This is a genomic window from Stenotrophomonas sp., assembly GCF_050737075.1.
In the GTDB taxonomy this organism is placed as follows: domain Bacteria; phylum Pseudomonadota; class Gammaproteobacteria; order Xanthomonadales; family Xanthomonadaceae; genus Stenotrophomonas.
This window is the reverse complement of sequence record NZ_JBOHXV010000018.1, coordinates 45,505-62,485: the sequence shown is the minus strand read 5'-3', so window position 1 is coordinate 62,485 and position 16,981 is coordinate 45,505. Positions and strand designations below refer to the sequence as shown.

At 68.2% G+C, this 16,981-nt stretch carries 19 protein-coding genes; 9 read left to right on the top strand and 10 right to left on the bottom strand.

All coding sequences use genetic code 11. The features are described from left to right. Nucleotides 1–76: 76 nt before the first annotated feature. A complete protein-coding gene (locus ACREPD_RS06735; RefSeq protein ID WP_431598605.1) occupies nucleotides 77–805 on the bottom strand; it encodes an SGNH/GDSL hydrolase family protein in 729 nt (242 codons plus the stop codon). 180 nt (nucleotides 806–985) lie between these two features. On the opposite strand from ACREPD_RS06735, the gene ACREPD_RS06730 reads away from it, so the two are divergent. From ACREPD_RS06730 to ACREPD_RS06690, 9 genes are all read left to right on the top strand, one after another. Further along, nucleotides 986–1,366: a diacylglycerol kinase gene (locus ACREPD_RS06730; RefSeq protein WP_431598604.1), complete on the top strand. Its 381-nt coding sequence runs from the start codon at nucleotides 986–988 to the stop codon at nucleotides 1,364–1,366. Between the two features lie 39 nt (nucleotides 1,367–1,405). Next, nucleotides 1,406–2,155 (top strand): TerC family protein, encoded by a 750-nt coding sequence (locus ACREPD_RS06725; RefSeq protein ID WP_431598603.1) that lies wholly within the window; start codon nucleotides 1,406–1,408, stop codon nucleotides 2,153–2,155. 169 nt (nucleotides 2,156–2,324) lie between these two features. Further along, complete coding sequence (locus tag ACREPD_RS06720) at nucleotides 2,325–2,966, top strand: LemA family protein (protein WP_431598602.1); 642 nt, start codon at nucleotides 2,325–2,327, stop codon at nucleotides 2,964–2,966. Nucleotides 2,967–2,970: 4 nt separating this feature from the next. Further along, nucleotides 2,971–3,867 carry a TPM domain-containing protein gene (locus tag ACREPD_RS06715; protein WP_431598601.1) on the top strand — a complete coding sequence of 299 codons (897 nt, stop codon included), beginning with the start codon at nucleotides 2,971–2,973 and terminating at the stop codon, nucleotides 3,865–3,867. Then, nucleotides 3,867–4,355: a TPM domain-containing protein gene (locus ACREPD_RS06710; RefSeq protein ID WP_431598600.1), complete on the top strand. Its 489-nt coding sequence runs from the start codon at nucleotides 3,867–3,869 to the stop codon at nucleotides 4,353–4,355. Before ACREPD_RS06715 ends, ACREPD_RS06710 begins: the two co-directional genes overlap by 1 nt. A gap of 51 nt (nucleotides 4,356–4,406) precedes the next feature. Continuing rightward, a complete protein-coding gene (gene lgt, locus ACREPD_RS06705) occupies nucleotides 4,407–5,303 on the top strand; it encodes a prolipoprotein diacylglyceryl transferase (protein WP_431598599.1) in 897 nt (298 codons plus the stop codon). Further along, complete coding sequence (locus ACREPD_RS06700) at nucleotides 5,300–6,094, top strand: thymidylate synthase (protein ID WP_431598598.1); 795 nt, start codon at nucleotides 5,300–5,302, stop codon at nucleotides 6,092–6,094. The genes lgt and ACREPD_RS06700 overlap by 4 nt, the downstream gene beginning before the upstream one ends. A 5-nt stretch (nucleotides 6,095–6,099) precedes the next feature. Continuing rightward, entirely contained in the window at nucleotides 6,100–6,651 is a 552-nt protein-coding gene (locus ACREPD_RS06695; RefSeq protein WP_431598597.1) for a hypothetical protein, read from the top strand. Further along, on the top strand, nucleotides 6,648–7,142 hold the full coding sequence (locus ACREPD_RS06690; protein WP_431598596.1) for a dihydrofolate reductase: 495 nt from the start codon (nucleotides 6,648–6,650) through the stop codon (nucleotides 7,140–7,142). Before ACREPD_RS06695 ends, ACREPD_RS06690 begins: the two co-directional genes overlap by 4 nt. Before the next feature lie 439 nt (nucleotides 7,143–7,581). Here ACREPD_RS06690 and ACREPD_RS06685 read toward each other — a convergent pair whose 3' ends face one another. The 9 genes from ACREPD_RS06685 to ACREPD_RS06645 form a co-directional block, all read right to left on the bottom strand. Beyond that, nucleotides 7,582–8,601, bottom strand: a complete 1,020-nt coding sequence (locus tag ACREPD_RS06685) for a symmetrical bis(5'-nucleosyl)-tetraphosphatase (protein WP_431598595.1) — start codon at nucleotides 8,599–8,601, stop codon at nucleotides 7,582–7,584. Nucleotides 8,602–8,614: 13 nt separating this feature from the next. Continuing rightward, nucleotides 8,615–8,998, bottom strand: a complete 384-nt coding sequence (gene apaG / locus ACREPD_RS06680; protein WP_431598594.1) for a Co2+/Mg2+ efflux protein ApaG — start codon at nucleotides 8,996–8,998, stop codon at nucleotides 8,615–8,617. A gap of 68 nt (nucleotides 8,999–9,066) precedes the next feature. Further along, the gene (rsmA, locus tag ACREPD_RS06675; protein WP_431598593.1) at nucleotides 9,067–9,885 is read right to left on the bottom strand and encodes a 16S rRNA (adenine(1518)-N(6)/adenine(1519)-N(6))-dimethyltransferase RsmA; all 819 of its coding nucleotides are present in this window, start codon (nucleotides 9,883–9,885) and stop codon (nucleotides 9,067–9,069) included. After that, nucleotides 9,882–10,862, bottom strand: a complete 981-nt coding sequence (gene pdxA / locus ACREPD_RS06670) for a 4-hydroxythreonine-4-phosphate dehydrogenase PdxA (protein WP_431598592.1) — start codon at nucleotides 10,860–10,862, stop codon at nucleotides 9,882–9,884. Before pdxA ends, rsmA begins: the two co-directional genes overlap by 4 nt. 10 nt (nucleotides 10,863–10,872) lie before the next feature. Continuing rightward, on the bottom strand, nucleotides 10,873–12,216 hold the full coding sequence (locus ACREPD_RS06665) for a peptidylprolyl isomerase (protein WP_431598591.1): 1,344 nt from the start codon (nucleotides 12,214–12,216) through the stop codon (nucleotides 10,873–10,875). Further along, on the bottom strand, nucleotides 12,213–14,669 hold the full coding sequence (gene lptD / locus ACREPD_RS06660; protein ID WP_431598590.1) for an LPS-assembly protein LptD: 2,457 nt from the start codon (nucleotides 14,667–14,669) through the stop codon (nucleotides 12,213–12,215). Before lptD ends, ACREPD_RS06665 begins: the two co-directional genes overlap by 4 nt. Nucleotides 14,670–14,801: 132 nt before the next feature. Further along, a complete protein-coding gene (locus ACREPD_RS06655) occupies nucleotides 14,802–15,713 on the bottom strand; it encodes a histone deacetylase family protein (protein ID WP_431598589.1) in 912 nt (303 codons plus the stop codon). A gap of 30 nt (nucleotides 15,714–15,743) precedes the next feature. Then, nucleotides 15,744–16,298, bottom strand: coding sequence for a cob(I)yrinic acid a,c-diamide adenosyltransferase (locus ACREPD_RS06650; protein WP_421570454.1), 555 nt, complete (start codon nucleotides 16,296–16,298; stop codon nucleotides 15,744–15,746). Between the two features lie 10 nt (nucleotides 16,299–16,308). Then, complete coding sequence (locus tag ACREPD_RS06645; protein WP_431598588.1) at nucleotides 16,309–16,893, bottom strand: hypothetical protein; 585 nt, start codon at nucleotides 16,891–16,893, stop codon at nucleotides 16,309–16,311. Nucleotides 16,894–16,981: the final 88 nt, after the last annotated feature.

Sequence of the window (16,981 nt, the reverse complement as noted above, 5' to 3'; positions counted from 1 at the left end):
GTGTCCCGCCAACCCGCCCCCACCGGCCCAGCCCCAGACACCCAGGCCGCGGCTCTTGCTCTACGGCTCTACGGCGTTACCGCTTCACCGCTTCACCGCAACGAACCTTCGGCGCCAACGCGTCCCGCCAGATTGCATAGCCTTCCGGCTTCATGTGCAGCATGTCTTCGCGGAACAGCTCCTTGCGCGGCTGGCCGTCTTCGCCGAGCATCGGGGTGTAGATGTCGGTGTAGCCCGTGTTGGGCACCTTTGCCAAGGCCTGCTGGATCAAGCCGTTGGCCTCCTGCACCGCCGGCAGCAACTGCGCGCGCGATGGGCTGGGCTTGATCGATATCACTTCCACGGTCGTCTTCGGCAGGTCGCGGTGTACCCGCTGCACGAAGGCCACCACATCGTCGCGTACCTGCGCGGGCGTGCGGCCGCTGTTGAGGTCGTTGTCGCCGGCGTAGAAGAACACCTTGCACGGCGCGTACGGAATCACGATCTGGTCGGCGTAGTAGGTGCTGTCGCGCACTTCCGAACCGCCGAAGCCACGGTTGAAGACCTTCTGGCCCGGAAAATCGGTCGCCAGGGTGTCCCACATGCGGATGGACGAACTGCCGATGAACTCGATGCCCCCGCGCGGCGGCGGCGTGGCTGCGTCGGCGCTGGCGAAGGCGGCCATATCGCCGGCCCACGCCACGTTCGAGACCTGTGCGGGGACCTGCGGCGGGGGCGGCACCGGGTGCTGCTTCAGGGCCAGGGCGGGCAGGCTGGCGGTCAGCGCCAGGGCGAGCAGCAGGGGGCGGGTGAAACGCTGGGACATGCGGGACTCCTGTAGTGCGTCCGGCCATTCTAGGCCGGGCCGCCGCCCCCGGCGCCGGGCCGGCGCGTGCCCCTTGTGGCAAAATGCCCCATTCTCAACCGCTTAGCGCGCTGCCCATGACCCTTTGTCGTGCCCCGCATCTGCCGTCCTGCCCCCGTTCCCGCTGCGGGGTTTCCCTGCGTGGCTGATGAAATCGGGCACATGCCGCGCGGCCCCAAGCGCATCTTCAAGGCCGCGGTGTGGTCCTGGCAGGGCCTGCGGGCCGCCTGGCTGCACGAGTCTTCGTTCCGGCTCGAGGTCTACCTGCTGATCGTGCTGGCCCCGCTGGCGCTGTGGCTGGGCCAGACCCCGGTCGAGCGTGCCCTCATGATCGGTTCGATGCTGCTGGTGCTGGCCATGGAGCTGGCCAACTCGGCCATCGAGGCCGTGATCGAACGCTATGGCCCGGAATTCCACGAGCTGGCCGGCCGCGCCAAGGACATGGGTTCGGCGGCGGTGTTCGTGCTGATGATGAACGTACTGCTGTGCTGGGGCCTGGTCCTCGCCCCGCGAATTTTCTGACGCGCATCGCGCGCCATTCCCCCCTGTAAGGATGTATCCATGTTGCTTGAGCTGCTGTCCGATCCCAACGTCTGGTTGACCCTGCTGACCCTGAGCGCGCTCGAGATCGTGCTGGGCATCGACAACCTGGTGTTCATCTCCATCGCCGTGAGCAAGCTGCCCGAAGCGCGCCGCCCGTTCGCGCGCAAGCTCGGCATCGCCGTGGCCTGCATCACCCGGATCCTGCTGCTGGTGTCGCTGGCCTACCTGGCGCACATGGAAGCCAATCTGTTCACCGTGGCCGGCGTGGGCATCTCCATCCGCGACCTGGTGCTGATCCTCGGCGGACTGTTCCTGCTCATCAAGGGCAGCATGGAAATCCGCGAGCTGATCACCGGTGGCGAAGACGAAGACCCCACCACCACCAAGGCCTCGGCCGTGTTCGGCATGGTCATCGCGCAGATCGCCGTTATCGACATCGTGTTCTCGCTGGACTCGGTGATCACCGCCGTCGGCATCGCCGACCACGTGCCGGTGATGGTCGCGGCGATCCTGCTGTCGGTGGCGGTCATGCTGCTGGCGGCCAACCCGCTGGGCCGCTTCATCGACGCCAACCCGACCGTGAAGATGCTGGCCCTGGCCTTCATCCTGCTGATCGGTGCGGTGCTGATTCTGGACGGCCTGGGCGTGCACGTGCCCAAGCCCTACATCTACTCGGCCATGGGCTTCTCGGTGCTGGTGGAATGGCTGAACCTGCTGATGCGCCGCCGCGCGCTGGCGCACCATGTGCCGGGTGCCGGTAACTGGTAACGCCGTGTACCGACCAACGGTCGGTACCTACCGGGGGGTGAGCCGACGCGTTGTCGGCAGCCGCCCGGGGATGCGGGGCCGGCCGTTGCGTCGGCCCCGCGCCGTTACGGGCTATTAACCCCTATTCATGGCATTCTCCGGCTCCGACAACCCCGATCCGGAGCCGGCCATGCGTACGTCCACCCGACTGATGTTGCTGGCCCTGCTGGCCAGCCTGTTGTCAGGCTGCGGTTACAACTCGATCCAGCAGAAGGACCAGCAGGTCAAGGCCGGCTGGGCCGAGGTGCTCAACCAGTACAAGCGCCGCGCCGACCTGATTCCGAACCTGGTGCAGACCGTGGAAGGCTATGCCAACCAGGAACGCCAGGTGCTGACCGATGTGACCAATGCCCGCGCCCGGGTCGGCCAGGTCAACGTCAACGCCGACGATGCCGAATCTCTCAAGCAGTTCCAGCAGGCGCAGGGCGAACTGAGCGGTGCGCTGTCGCGGCTGCTGGTGGTCACCGAGAACTACCCGAACCTGAAGTCCGACCAGGGCTTCCGCGACCTGCAGGCGCAGCTGGAAGGTACGGAGAACCGCATCACCGTGGCCCGCGGCCGCTACATCCAGCAGGTGCAGGACTACAACACCTACATCCTCTCGTTCCCGCAGCTGATCACCGCCAAAATCTTCGGTTACAAGGAAAAGCCGAACTTCACGGTAGAGAACGAAGCGCAGATCTCGCAGCCGCCGGCGGTGAAGTTCGGCTCGCAGGCCCCGGCGCCGGCCCCCGCGCCGCAGCCGCAGCCGCAGCAGGCCCCGGCGCAGTAACCCGGTGACTACCCGCCTGCTGCTGCGCGCGCTGTTGCTGCTGTGCCTGTGCCTGGCGCTTCCCGCCTGGGCGCAGGCCGATGCGGCCATTCCGCCGATGACCTCGCCGGTGGTGGACACCACCGGCACCCTGGATGCTGCGCAGAAGCAGGCGTTGGAGGCCCAGGCGCTGGCCCTGCAGCAGCGCAAGGGCAGCCAGCTGCAGATCCTGATGGTGCCCAGCACCCAGCCCGAAACCATCGAGCAGTACACCCAGCGGGTGTTCGAGCAGTGGAAGATCGGCCGCCAGGGCGGGGATGACGGCGTGCTGCTGGTGGTCGCCAAGGACGACCGGCGGGTCCGCATCGAACCGGGCTACGGCCTGGAGGGCGCGATTCCCGACGCCATCGCCAACCGCGTTATCCAGGAATACCTGGCCCCGCATTTCCGCAGCGGAGACTACGCCGGCGGGCTGGTCGACGGCAGCGCCGCGCTGGTCAAGCTGATCGACGGCGAGGAACTGCCGGCGCCGGTCAGCGACAACCGCGCCGAGCGCGGCAGCGGAGGCGACGGCTTCACGCTGGCGCTGGTCATCGGCTTCTTCGTGGGCACCTTCGCCCGCGCCCTGCTGGGCTGGCTGCCGCGCCCGGTGCGCGCGCTGCTGGGCGGGGGCGGGGCGGCCGTGGCCGCGTTCCTGTTCACTTCGCTGTGGCTGGCCAGCGGCCTGGCCGGCCTGATCGGCCTGTTCGTCGGGTTCTCCTCCGGCCGGGTCGGCCGCTTTGCCCGCAACAGCGGCTGGGGCGGCGGTGGCTTCGGTGGCGGCGGCTGGGGTGGTGGAGGAGGCGGTGGCTTCGGCGGCGGTGGCGGCTGGGGCGGCGGCGGCGGGCGTTCCGGAGGCGGCGGCGCCTCGGGGGGCTGGTGATGCGCGCCTTGCGCCACCTGTTCGCGCCCTCGCTGCGGCGCACCTTCCCGGCGGACAGCCTGCAGGCCATCACCGACGCGATCACCGCAGGCGAGCGCCTGCATGGCGGCCAGGTGATGTTCGCGGTGGAAGCGGAACTGCCGTTGCTGGCCTTGTGGCAGGGCGTCAGCGCCCGTCAGCGCGCCGACCACGCCTTTGCGCAGCTGCGCACCTGGGACACCGAACAGAACAACGGCGTGCTGGTGTACCTGCTGCTGGCCGACCACGCCATCGAGCTGGTGGCCGACCGTGGCCTGCGCGAAAAGGTGGGCGAGGCGCAGTGGCAGGCGGTCTGCGCGCACATGCAGGAGCAGCTGCGCGGCGGGGCCCTGCAGGACGCGGTGCTGCTGGCCATTGCCGAGGTATCGGAGATACTGGCGGGGCATTACCCGCCCGGCAGCGGGTCCAAGGATGACGCCCTGCCCAACACACCCCAACTGCTTGGTTGAGGTGGGGCGGCGCTGGCCCGAGAATAGCCGCTTACCTGCAAGGCATCGCCCATGATCTATTTCCACGATATCGACCCCATCGCCATCTCGCTTGGGCCGATCAAGGTGCACTGGTACGGCATCATGTACCTGCTCGGCTTCACGGCGGCCTGGTGGCTGGGCCGCCGGCGGATCGCGGCCGGGCGCCTGCCGGGCGTGGATGCCAACGGATTCTCCGACCTGCTGTTCTACGCCATGCTCGGCGTGGTGGTGGGCGGCCGCGTCGGCTACATGCTGTTCTATGCGCTGTCGGATTTCCTGCACAACCCGCTGCTGCTGTTCAAGGTGTGGGATGGCGGCATGAGCTTCCACGGCGGCCTGCTCGGCGTGCTGTTCGCCTCGTGGTGGTGGTCGCGCAAGCAGCGCCTGCACCTGGGCGACACGATCGACTTCATGGCGCCGCTGGTGCCGTTGGGCCTGGGCTTCGGCCGCATCGGCAACTTCATCGGCGCCGAGCTGTGGGGCAAGTACACCGACGGCACGTGGGGCGTGGTGTTCCCGAGTGGCCTGCCGGCGCCGTTGAACCAGCTGGACATGCCGGCGCTGCGCGAGCAGTTCGCCACCGGTGCGCTCAATCAGTTCGCGCGCCATCCCTCGCAGCTGTATGAAGCGCTGCTGGAAGGCCTGGTGATGTTCGTGGTGCTGTGGGCGGTGTCGGCCACCCCGCGCCACCGCTACGTGATCTCCGGCCTGTTCGCGCTGATGTACGGCGTGTTCCGCTTCGCGGTGGAGTTCGTGCGCATGCCCGACAACGGCGTGTACCTGGCCTTCGACTGGTTCACCCGCGGCCAGCTGCTGAGCCTGCCGCTGGTGGCCTTCGGCCTGGTGCTGCTGGCGCTGTCGCGCCGCGCGCCGGTACTGCAGCCGGTGCTGCCCACCACCTCCACCGCTGCCGGGAGCAAGGCATGAAGGCCTACCTGGACCTGCTGGAACACGTGCTGGAACACGGCACGGAGAAGTCCGACCGCACCGGCACCGGCACGCGCAGCGTGTTCGGCTGGCAGATGCGTTTCAACCTCAACGACGGCTTCCCGCTGGTCACCACCAAGAAGCTGCACCTGCGCTCGATCATCCATGAGCTGCTGTGGTTCCTGAAGGGCGACACCAACATCGGCTACCTCAAGGACAACCAGGTACGCATCTGGGACGAGTGGGCCGATGCCAACGGCGACCTCGGTCCGGTCTACGGCAAGCAGTGGCGCAGCTGGGCCACGGCCGACGGCGGCAGCATCGACCAGATGCAGTGGCTGGTGGACGAGATCAAGCGCAACCCGGATTCGAGGCGGCTGGTGGTCAGCGCGTGGAATGTGGGCGAGCTGTCGCAGATGGCGCTGATGCCCTGCCACAACCTGTTCCAGTTCTACGTGGTGGACGGCAAGCTGAGCTGCCAGCTGTACCAGCGCAGCGGCGACATCTTCCTGGGCGTGCCGTTCAACATCGCCAGCTACGCGCTGCTCACCCATCTGGTGGCGCAGGCCACGGGGCTGGGCGTGGGCGACTTCGTGCACACGCTGGGCGATGCGCACCTGTACTCGAACCACTATGAGCAGGCGCGCGAGCAGCTCTCGCGTGAACCGCGCGCGCTGCCCACGCTGTGGTTGAACCCGGACGTCACCGACCTGTTCGGTTTCCAGTACGACGACATCCGCATCGACGGCTACAACCCGCACCCGGCGATCAAGGCGCCGGTGGCGGTATGAGGCGGATGGCGGGCAGGACGCTGCGCGTTGCGCTGTTGATGCTGTTGCCGGCTGCGGCACAGGCGGCCGCGCCGTCGGTGCCGCTGGCCACCCAGGTCAATGCGCAGATCGTGCAGCGCCAGGTCAACGACGACGTGGCGGCCATGGCCGGTGCGTCCGGCGCGGGCCTGATGCCGGGCGACCTGCCGGCGGCCTGCGAGCCCGGCATGCGCAGTGCGGTAGCGAGCATGTCCAGCGAGCTGGTGCGCTTCATGCAGGGCGCCTTCAGTGATCCGGCGTACCAGCGCACGTTCGAGCAGCAACTGGCGCAGGCGTATTCGCCGGCCCAGCTGCAGAACTTCCTGGAGCGCAGCGCTGACGGCGATATTGATGGACTGAGCGCGGAGATCATGGCCGCGCCCGGCCTGCAGGCCGCGCAGGATGCCCATCTGGCCCGCCTCACCGAACAGGCCGACCAATCGATGGAGGCCGATCCGCGCCTGCAGAAGGCATTGCCCGACGTGCGCGCCGCGCAGGAGCGTTGCGATGCGGTGCGCATGGACGCGGACGAATCATGAAGCTCTCGTTGATTGCGGCGCTGGACCAGGCGCATGGCATCGGCCATGACAACCAGCTGCCCTGGCAGCTGCCCGATGACCTCAAGCGCTTCAAGGCGCTGACGATCGGCAAGCCGATCCTGATGGGTCGCAAGACCGCGCAGTCGCTGGGCCGCGCGTTGCCCGGCCGGCCCAATCTGGTGCTGACCCGCTCGGGCCAGGTGCCGTTCGAGGGCATGCAGGCGGTGGCGTCCATCGACGAGGCCCTGCAGTTCGCGGCGGTAGCCGGCGCGGACGAGCTGTGCGTGATCGGCGGCGGCGAGATCTACCGTCTTGCCATGGCGCAGGCCACGGACCTGCACCTGACCTGGGTGGAGACGTCGGTGGACGCCGACACCCATTTCCCGCCCGTCGACCCGCAGCAGTGGGTCGAAACCACCCGCGAGCATCATCCCGCCGACGCCAAACACGCGTTCGCGTTCGATTTCGTGGATTACGTGCGGAAGGCGTAAGGCGTAAGGCCGAAGCCAAAGCCAAAGCCCTGCTCTGCGAATGTGTCTGGCTTGGGCCGGCGGCGGCAGGCCTGCGGGGGACGCTGCAAGTACATCCCTGTAAGCTCAGTCGCCGCATCCATGCGGCTCATGCCCCCGCAAACCTGCCCCCACCGACCCTTCGACAGTCGGCTGGTGGCCATTGGAAATCAAGAAACAATGGCGTCGCGCGCGACGCCGTAGAGCCAGGCCATGCCTGGCTGCAGAGCCCGGCTCTACCGCTTCAGAGTGACTCACCGACGCAACTATCGAAGGGTCGGTGGGGGTGGGGGTATGGGGCCGTAGAGCGCCATGGATGGCGTGAACGAGCTTACATGGACGTACTTGCAGCGTGCCCCATACCCCCACCGCCGCCGGCCCAAACCAGAGACATTCACAGTCCAAGGCTCTGGCCGTTGCGCTACGCCGTGGTTGGCGTGTTGTTGCCGTCGTTGCCGTTGTTGCCTGCCGGTTCGCGCGGCGGGCGGGGTTGTTGCTGCTGGCGCTGGCCGCGGTCGCGCGGCTGGCCCTCGCGCTGGCGCGGGGGCCGGTTGTTGCCGGGTTGGCCGCCTTCGTTGGCGGGGCGCCGTGCCGGGGGGCGCGGTGGCGTTACCGGCTTGGGTACGTCGCGGCCCGGGACCTGCACCACGCGCAGTTCCTCGGTATCCAGCTGCAGCGCCGTGAGCTTGCCGCCCCACACCGCACCGGTGTCGATCGCATGCACGCCCTGCGTGATCGTCAGGCCCAGCGCCGACCAGTGGCCGCACACGATCTTCAGATCGCGTTCGACCCGACCCGGTACTTCGAACCACGGGTACAGGCCCTGTTCCTGCGTGCCCGGCGTGCCCTTGTCCTCGATCCCGATGCGGCCGCGCGGCGTGCAGTAACGCATCCGCGTGAGCAGATTGATGATCGCCCGCGAGCGGTCGTAACCGCCCAGGCCGGGCGACCAGCCGGGTTTGTCGCCGTACATGTTGCGGAACAGCTTGCGGTAACCGCTGCCGTGCAGCTGCACCTCTACCTCGCGCGCGTGTTTCTCGGCCAGCTGCGTGGTCCACTTCGGGGCCAGCCCGGCGTGCACCATCATCCAGCCCAGCTCGCGGTCCACGTGAACCAGCTTCTGCAGGCGCAGCCATTCGAGCAGTTCGTCGCGGTCTTCGGCCTGCACGATGCGCAGCAGGTCCGGGTTGACCTTGCGCTGCTCTTCCTCGGTGCGCGCGCCCACGGCCAGCAGCGACAGGTCATGGTTGCCCAGCACCACCACGCTGTGTTCGCGCAGCGAATGGACCAGCCGCAGCGTCTCCAGCGACTGTCCGCCGCGGTTGACCAGGTCGCCACAGAACCACAGTTTGTCCACCGCCGGGTCGAAGCGGATCTTTTCCAGCAGGCGCTGGGTGACGTCGTAACAGCCCTGCAGATCGCCGATGGCCCAGACACTCATGCGTGCGCCTCCATCAGTGCAGTGTGCGCGGAACGGTGAGCACGAAGGGCGCGATCGGTGCAGCGAACTCGGTGCCGTCGTCGGCCACCATGTCGTAATGCCCCTGCATCGTGCCGTGTTCGGTCTCCAGCATGACGCCAGACGTGTAACGGAAGTCTTCACCCGGGCGCAGCCGCGGCTGCTCGCCGATCACGCCGTCGCCGTCGACATGCTCCACCCGCCCATTGCCGTCGGTGATCCGCCAGTGGCGCGCCACCAGCCGTGCCGCGACGCGGCCGCCGTTGTGGATGCGGATCGTATAGGCGAACGCAAAGCGCCCGTCCTCGGGGATGGACTGGTCATCGAGGAAACGCGGGGCGACCTCGACGGAGATCGCGTAGTTTGCAGCGTCGTTCATGCAGGCAGTTTAGAGGGTGTTGTGCAGAGTGAGGTGAGCGCCGGGCAGGGGGCGTCACGCGCATGGCGCTACTCGGCCGGCGGAACCGGCACGTTGGCCAGCGCAATGAATTCGGCCACGGCCAACTGCTCGGCGCGCGCATCGCTGCGCACCCCGGCGGCCTCGAACTGCTCGGCGCTGACCACGCCGTTGAGTGCATTGCGCAGCGTCTTGCGGCGTTGCCCGAACGCGGCGCGGACCACGTCCGCAAAGCGCTTGCGGTCGTGGATGTCGACCGTGGACGGGTCGCGCGGGACCAGCCGCACCACCGCCGAATCCACCTTCGGCGGCGGCCGGAAGGCGCCCGGCGGCACCACGAACAGCGAGGTGACCTTGCACCAGGCCTGCAGCATCACGCTCAGCCGGCCATAGACCTTGCTGCCGGGCTCGGCGGCCATGCGGTCCACGACCTCCTTCTGCAGCATGAAGTGCATGTCGCGGATCACCGCGGCGTGCTCCATGGCGTGGAACAGGATCGGCGAGGAGATGTTGTAGGGCAGGTTGCCGACCAGGCGGATCTGGCCGTCGCCGGCCAGCTCGGTGAAGTTCACCTGCAGCACGTCGCGGTGCACGATGGTCAGCTCGCCCAGCGGCGCGGCGGCGGCGGTCAACGGCGCGATCAGGTCGCGGTCGAACTCGATCACGGTCAGGCGCGGATGACGGCGCAGCAGCGGCAGGGTGATGGCGCCCTGGCCGGGGCCGATCTCGACCAGGCGGTCGTCGTCCTTCGGGTTGACGGCCATGACGATCTTGTCGATGTAGCTGCGATCGGCCAGGAAGTGCTGGCCGAGCTGCTTTTTGGCCGGCGCGGTGAACCCGGCGGCTGAAGAGGAATACGGGGAAGTCATGCTGCCATCTTACGTTGCCGCGCCAGCCGGGCACACAGTCCGGTGGCGGCGAGGAGACTGGAAGGGTCGGCCAGGCCGCGCCCGGCCAGGTCCAAGGCGGTGCCGTGGTCGACCGCCACCCGGGGATAGGGCAGCCCGAGCGTGATGTTGACCGCCTGTTCAAAGCCGCTGTACTTGAGCACCGGCAGGCCCTGGTCGTGGTACATGGCCAGCACCGCGTCGAACCCGGCCAGCTTGGCCGGCAGGAACGCGGTATCGGCCGGCAGCGGGCCGACCAGGTCCATGCCGCCGGCGCGCAGGCGCTCCAGCAGCGGGATGATCAGGTCCAGCTCCTCTCGTCCCAGGTGCCCGTCTTCGCCGGCATGCGGGTTCAGCCCCAGCACCGCGATACGCGGCGTGGCGATGCCGAACTGGCGCTGCATCGCCGCGTGCACGGTGTGCAGCGTGCGGCCCAGGCCCTCGGCGGTGATGGCATCGGCCACCGCGCGCAGGGGCAGGTGGGTGGTCGCCAGGGCCACCCGGACAATGTCGTTGGCCAGCATCATCACCACCTCGACCCCGGCCTGGTCGGCCAGCAGTTCGGTGGTGCCGCTGTAGGCGATGCCGCCCTGGTTGATCACGGCCTTGTGCACGGGTCCGGTGACCACGCCGTCCAGTTCCCCGGACAGGCAGGCCTGGCCGGCCTGCAGCAGGGCGGCGATCACCGCAGCGGCGTTGGCCGGGTCGGTATGGCCGAAGCGCGACGGCTGCGCATTGCGCACCTCGCGCAACGGCAGATCGCCCGGCTGGCGGGCGATGGCATCTTCAGGCAGCAGATTCAGCGGCAGCGACAGCGCCGTGGCGGCCGCGCGCAACGTGCCCGGGTCGGCGAAGGCCAGCAGCCGGCAATCGGTGCGCGGCTGCTGGATCAGGCGAAGGCAGAGTTCCGGGCCGATCCCGGCGGGCTCGCCCGGTACCAGAGCGAGCTGCGGGATCATCGTGCCGGACTCAGGGCTTGGCAGGTGCCGGGGCCGCGGCGGCCGGGGCGTTGGTGCGCAGGTCCACGTAGGCTTCGCCACGCAGTTCCTGCAGGTAGCGGTTGTACTCTTCTTCCAGCTTGCGACGGCCGATGGTCTCGCGGATCTGGGAGCGCTTGTTGTCGGTGCCGGCGTCGGTCTGGCGGGACGCCACGCGCTGCACGATGTGCCAGCCCGCGTCGGTGCGGAACGGCGGGCTCACGCCACCATCGGTGAGACCGGAGACCTGCTTGCCGAAGTCCGGACCGAACGCGTCGGCCGGGAACCAGCCCAGATCACCGCCCTGTCCCTTGCTGTTGGTGTCTTCCGACGATTCCTTGGCTACGGCCTGGAAGTCGGCACCGCCGGCGATGCGGGCGCGGATCGTATCGATCTTGGCCTTGGCGGCGGCGTTGTCCTGCTGGTCGGTGACACGGATCAGGATGTGGCGGCCATGGTATTCGGTGATGGTCTGGCCGCCGGCGGCGGCGCTGGCATCACGCACTTCCACCAGTTTGAGCAGCTGGAAGCCGCTCGGGCCACGCAGCGGGCCGACCACGTCGCCGGCCTTCATGCTGGCCATCATCTGCGCGAACGCATTGGGAATTTCGTCCAGCGAGCGCCAGCCCAGGTCGCCGCCTTCCAGCGCGTTGGGGCTGTCGGAATAGCGCACGGCGGCAGCGTTGAAGTCCAGCTCGCCCTTGTCCAGCAGCGCCTTCACGCCGTCGGCCTTCTTCTGCCCGGTGCTGATCTGGTCGGCCGTGGCCGCTTCGGGCAGGCCGATCAGGATGTGTGCCAGGTGGTACTGGGTGCCCGCGGTGGCTTCCTGCTTCAGCGCGGCATCCACTTCGCCTTCGCTGACGCTGATGCGGCTCTGGGCGAAACTCTGGCGCAGCCGCTGCACGGTGATTTCATCGCGAACCGAGCTGCGGAAGTCGTTGAAATCCACGCCATCGGCGGCCAGGCGCTGGCGCAGGGCGTCCAGGTTGGAGCCGTTCTGCTGGGCAATGGCGTTCAGGGCCTGGTTGAGCTCCTGGTCGCTGACCTTGATGCCGCTGCCTTCGGCGCGGGCCACCTGTAGCTTGACCAGCACCAGGCGCTCGAGCACCTGGCGGCTGAGCACGTCGTCGGGCGGCAGCTGACCTTCGCGGCCAGCGTACTGGGCCTTGATGTTCACGATGGCGCGGTCCAGCTCGCTCTGCAGCACCACGTCCTCGTCGACGATGGCCGCAATGCGGTCCAGCGACTGGGACTGCTGGGCCAGCACCTGCAACGGCGCGGAGACGGTGCTGACGGCGATCAGGGAAGCGAGTAGGACGGGGAAGGTCTTGGTCATGGGATCAGGTTCGGATCGTAGTCTTCGCGCGTGGGGACGCCGGTGTTGCTGGGCGGCACGAGATAGAGGTCGTCTCGGTAGTAGCCGAGAATAGCACGGCGCAAAGTGCGGTCCGTGTTCTGGCCGATGGAGCTCAGGCCCTTGAGCACGAACTCGATCTGGAAGGAATTGTTCAGCTCACCCTCGCGGTTGCGCACGTAGCGGCGGGCCAGGGCGCGTACGGCCAGGCAGCAGCTGTCCCACTGCACGCCGCCGATGATTTCCAGCGGCGCCTTGTCGGCGATGGAGTAGTAGTAACGGCCCACCACGCTCCAGCGCTCGTTGATCGGGTACAGGAAGGACAGGTCCACCTGCTCCAGCAGGGTGCGTTCTTCCTTGGTCGCGGTGACCGGGGCGGCCGCGTTGACGCGGTAGCGGTAGGTCAGGTTGACGATGCCGTCGTTGGACATCAGGTAGCGCGCACGCACGCTGGCCAGGTCCTCGCGCTTGTACTTGGGGTCCCACTGGTAGGTGGCGCCCAGGTTCCAGCGGTCGTTGATGGCGTAGTTGGCGTCGGCGATCCAGGCGGACTTGCCCTCTTCCACCTGCGAGGCGGTACCGGGCACGGTCACCCGCGAATCGTCGAAGTACAGGATCTGGCCGATGCTGGCGGAGAAGCGCTCGCGGCCGGTTTCCTGGTTGATGAAGCGGGTGCTGACGGCCATGGTCAGCTGGTTGGCGTCGTTCTGGCGGTCCGCACCGGTGTAGCGCGAGTCGCGGAACAGCTGGCCCCAGCTGAAGGTGAAGTCGCGGGTGTCGAAGATCGGCAGGTCGCTCTGGTCGCGGTACGGCGTGCGCAGGTAGAACAGGCGCGGTTCCAGCGTGTGCAGGTACGAGGTGCCGCCGATCTCGGTTTCCCGGTCGAAGAACATGCCCGCGTCGAGGCTGGCGATCGGCACGCTGCGGTGCGGCGACGTGTTGCCGCGCAGCTGGTCCGGGGTGAGGGTGCTCAGGTCGACGTTCGCGTCGCGCAATGCCTGCAGCCGGGTCTGGTCGGCCAGCCCGCGGTCCAGCTGGTAACCGGTGTAGCGGTAGGCCAGGGTCGGGGTGACATACCAGGCCGCGCCGGCAAACGGCATGGTCACGTAGGGCTTCACGTCCAGGCGCGAGCCGTTGTAATACGGGGTTACCAGGCCGTTGCGCTCGTAGTCGCCGTCGGCGCCAAACTTCTGGTTGGCGTCGTCATGGGTGAAATGCACCGCCTCGGCGTACACGCCCACTTCCAGCCACGGCAGCAGCGGCTTGTCCCAGGTGCCGAACAGGCGCGGCTGGCGCGAGTAGGGCAGCGAGGCCTCGGTCAGGGTGTAATCGGTGAGCTGCCAGTAGTCGGCCATCAGCCCGCCGGTCCAGTTCTCACCGGTGCCGTAGATGCCGATCTGGCTCTGCAGGCTGGAGGTGGTGACCCCGAGCAGCTTGCTGGAGAAGTCTTCGGTGTAGCGTTCGTCGCTGACCCAGGCGATGTTGGCGCGGGTCTGCCAGTGGGAATTGATGTTGTGGTAGCCCTCGAACTCCACCTGGCCACGGTCGCGGTCGCGCAGCTTGTCGTTGGGCAGGTAGGCGGTCTGCAGCTCGCCACGGCCGCCGCCATAGAGATAGCGGAACTCGTTGTCGAGCATGAAACCGCGCTTGCTCATGTAGCGCGGGGTCAACGTGTCGTCGTAGTTCGGCGCCAGGTTGAAGTAGATCGGCTGGGCGTAATCGAACCCGTTGCGGCCGGACATGCCGATCTGCGGGTACAGCAGGCCGGTCTGGCGACGGTCGTCGATCGGGAACTTGAAGTACGGCGCCCACAGCACCGGCACCTTGCCGATGCGAAGTACCGCGTTGCGCGCGGTGCCGAAGCCTTCGTCGTTGTCCACGTCGATCTGCGGGGCCGTCAGCTTCCACACCGGCTGCGACGGGTCGCAGGTGGTGTAGGTGGACCGGTGCATCTGGCCCACCGCGCCCTGCAGGTCGATCGACTCGGCGTCGCCATTGCCACGCCGCGAGACCAGCTGGTACCTGATGTCGCTGATCTTGTGGGTGTCCGACTCCTGGTTGCCCTCGGCGCGCTTGGCGACCATGCGGATCGAGGAGTCCTGGTAGCGCACGTTGCCTTCGGCGATGTAATTGCCGCTCTCGGTGTCGAAGCTCAGGTGGTCGGTGCCCAGGAACTGGTCGCCGCGCTTGAGCGCCACGTTGCCCTGGTACTGGGGCACCGTGCTGGTCCCGAACAGGGTGTCGCCTTCGATATCGGTGGGTTGTTGGTCGCGGGTTTCGGCCGCGGCCTTGTCCGCCACGGGGGCGTCGGTGAACACGGGCAGGACATCCGTAACCGGGCACAGGCCCCAGTTCACCGGTTTGTCGTCGGCCATGGCCGGCAGGCAGATGGCGATGCTCAGGGGGAGGGGCAGCAGACGGAGGGCTCGGCGCACGCGGGCTTCGGATTCGGGCGAAAACGGATCGTAGCTTGCCCCATCCCTTGCATAGGGGCAATGAAGGCTTGTCGCGGCCGGGGGTTCAGGTTCATCGAAATGCCGTCGCGCCGGGCTCTGCCGGGCGACCCACTACAGCATCGCGCCCACGTGCGCGACCGAGCATTCGGCCAGCGCCTGCAGGTCGTAGCCGCCCTCCAGCATGGACACCATGCGGCCCCCGCCATGGCGCCGGGCCAGGGTCCGCAGCTCGCTGGTGATCCAGGCGAAATCATCGGTTTCCAGCATCAGGTCGGCCTGCGGATCGCGCAGGTGCGCGTCGAAACCGGCCGAGACCAGCAGCAGCTGCGGGCGGAAATCATCGATGGCGGGCAGCATTTCATCGGCCCAGGTATTGCGGAAGCGGAAGCTGCCGCTGCCCGGTGGCAGCAGGATGTTGAGCAGGTTGCCGGCACCGCGGTCGCGGCGCAGCCCGGAGTTGGGGAACAAGCCGGCCTGGTGGGTGCTGTAGTACGCCACGCGCGGATCGGCCACGAAGATGTCCTGGGTGCCATTGCCATGGTGCACGTCGAAATCGACCACCGCGATGCGTTCCAGCCCATAGCGGTCGCGCGCATAGGCGGCGGCGATGGCGATGTTGTTGAACAGACAGAAGCCCATCGCCGTGGTGGCGGTGGCGTGGTGGCCTGGGGGGCGTACCGCGCAGAACGCGACCGGGTCTTCGCCCAGCATCACCGCATCGACCGCCGCCACGCCGGCGCCGGCGGCATGCAGGGCGGCACTGGCCGAGCCCGGCGAGGTCAGGGTGTCCATGTCGATCAGGCGCAGCAGCTCGGTCTGTGGCGCCAGCACCAGGTCGATGAGTTCGCTGTCGTGGACCCGGGCCAGCTCGCCAAACTTGGCCGGCGGGGCCTGCCGCCAGTCCAGCTGGTCCGGCCAGGCGGCCTGCAGCGCGTCGAGCACCACCTGCAGGCGCTGCGGGCTTTCGGGGTGGCCGCGGCCGGGATCGTGTTGCAGACAGGCGGGGTGGGTGAAAACCAGCATGCGGACAGGGTTCCGGGGCGGTAGGGCGGCTCAGCCGTGGCGGCGGGTGTGCTGCCAGAGCACTTCGCCGTGCCCATTGGCGCGGGCGAGCACGCGGGCCAGCACGAACAGCAGGTCGGAGAGCCGGTTGAGGTAGTGCAGCGCCTCGGCGCGAACCGGCTCGTGCCGGGCCAGGCTGACGGTCTCGCGTTCGGCGCGGCGGACGATGGTGCGCGCCAGGTGGCAACGCGCAGCGGCTTCGCCACCGGCCGGGAGGATGAATTCCTTCAATACGGGGAGGTCGGCGTTGTAGCGGTCCAGCTGCTGTTCCAGCGCGGTCACGTCGGCGGCCTGGATCGCGGCGTGGCCGGGAATGCACAGCTCGCCACCCAGGTCGAACAGCTGGTGCTGCACGGTGGTGAGCAATGCGCGCACGTCCTCGGGCAGCGGCACGGCCAGCAGCACGCCCAGGGCGGCATTGGCCTCATCCACGGTGCCGAAGGCGTTCACCCGCAGCGCGTCCTTGGGCACGCGGCTGCCATCGCCCAGCCCGGTGCTGCCGTCGTCACCGGTGCGGGTATAGATGCGCGACAGCCGGTTGCCCATGCGGGGCGACTCAGCGCAGCGCGTCGCGGCGGGCCTGCAGCAGCTTGACCACCTGTTCGGCGGTCAACTGCAGCGCGGCTGCCAGGCCGACATAGATCGCGGCGGTGCGCAGGTAGGGCAGGAACCAGTCGGCGTAGTTCTTCAGCCAGCCGGCTGCGGTCGGCGCGGCGACCACATCGCTGGTCCAGTAGAAACCGCTCTGCGCGAACAGGTGGCATACCGCCACGGCCGCGATCAGCAGCGCCGAGGCCTTGCCCAGCGCGGCCCAGCTGGCGCCCTGGTAGCCCTTGCGGAGCACCGCACCGCCGGCCCACAGGCTGAAGTAGGCCGGCACCAGCAGCGCGGTACCCGGCGAAACGCAGTAATGCTGCCAGTAGCCGATACCGCTGGCACGGATCACCAGCACGTCGATCACGATCGCCAGCACCATCAGCAGCGGGAAGGCCCAGCGCGTCCAGCTGCGCAGGTAGAAGCCGCCGATGAAGAACACGGCCCACGATGCGTCGGGGATCGCCGCGAAGTGATTGACCCGGCTGGCCGCCATCAGCAGCACGAGCACGAACAGAACGAAGGCGCGTTGGGCGTGGGTGGTCATGGCGTTGGCGATGGGAGTCCAGCATTCATTCTAGCGCCTGCGGCGGCGGGGCGCTGGCGGCCGCGCGGCGCTCATCTACCGGTGGGCC

Excerpts from the sequence above, each read along its gene's own strand:
- ACREPD_RS06735 (WP_431598605.1), bottom strand. The coding sequence starts at position 805 with ATGTCCCAGCGTTTCACCCGCCCCCTGCTGCTCGCCCTGGCGCTGACC.
- ACREPD_RS06725 (WP_431598603.1), top strand. The coding sequence starts at position 1,406 with ATGTTGCTTGAGCTGCTGTCCGATCCCAACGTCTGGTTGACCCTGCTG.
- ACREPD_RS06720 (WP_431598602.1), top strand. The coding sequence starts at position 2,325 with ATGCGTACGTCCACCCGACTGATGTTGCTGGCCCTGCTGGCCAGCCTG.
- ACREPD_RS06710 (WP_431598600.1), top strand. The coding sequence starts at position 3,867 with ATGCGCGCCTTGCGCCACCTGTTCGCGCCCTCGCTGCGGCGCACCTTC.
- lgt (WP_431598599.1), top strand. The coding sequence starts at position 4,407 with ATGATCTATTTCCACGATATCGACCCCATCGCCATCTCGCTTGGGCCG.
- ACREPD_RS06700 (WP_431598598.1), top strand. The coding sequence starts at position 5,300 with ATGAAGGCCTACCTGGACCTGCTGGAACACGTGCTGGAACACGGCACG.
- ACREPD_RS06695 (WP_431598597.1), top strand. The coding sequence starts at position 6,100 with ATGGCGGGCAGGACGCTGCGCGTTGCGCTGTTGATGCTGTTGCCGGCT.
- ACREPD_RS06690 (WP_431598596.1), top strand. The coding sequence starts at position 6,648 with ATGAAGCTCTCGTTGATTGCGGCGCTGGACCAGGCGCATGGCATCGGC.
- ACREPD_RS06685 (WP_431598595.1), bottom strand. The coding sequence starts at position 8,601 with ATGAGTGTCTGGGCCATCGGCGATCTGCAGGGCTGTTACGACGTCACC.
- apaG (WP_431598594.1), bottom strand. The coding sequence starts at position 8,998 with ATGAACGACGCTGCAAACTACGCGATCTCCGTCGAGGTCGCCCCGCGT.
- rsmA (WP_431598593.1), bottom strand. The coding sequence starts at position 9,885 with ATGACTTCCCCGTATTCCTCTTCAGCCGCCGGGTTCACCGCGCCGGCC.
- pdxA (WP_431598592.1), bottom strand. The coding sequence starts at position 10,862 with ATGATCCCGCAGCTCGCTCTGGTACCGGGCGAGCCCGCCGGGATCGGC.
- ACREPD_RS06665 (WP_431598591.1), bottom strand. The coding sequence starts at position 12,216 with ATGACCAAGACCTTCCCCGTCCTACTCGCTTCCCTGATCGCCGTCAGC.
- ACREPD_RS06655 (WP_431598589.1), bottom strand. The coding sequence starts at position 15,713 with ATGCTGGTTTTCACCCACCCCGCCTGTCTGCAACACGATCCCGGCCGC.
- ACREPD_RS06650 (WP_421570454.1), bottom strand. The coding sequence starts at position 16,298 with ATGGGCAACCGGCTGTCGCGCATCTATACCCGCACCGGTGACGACGGC.
- ACREPD_RS06645 (WP_431598588.1), bottom strand. The coding sequence starts at position 16,893 with ATGACCACCCACGCCCAACGCGCCTTCGTTCTGTTCGTGCTCGTGCTG.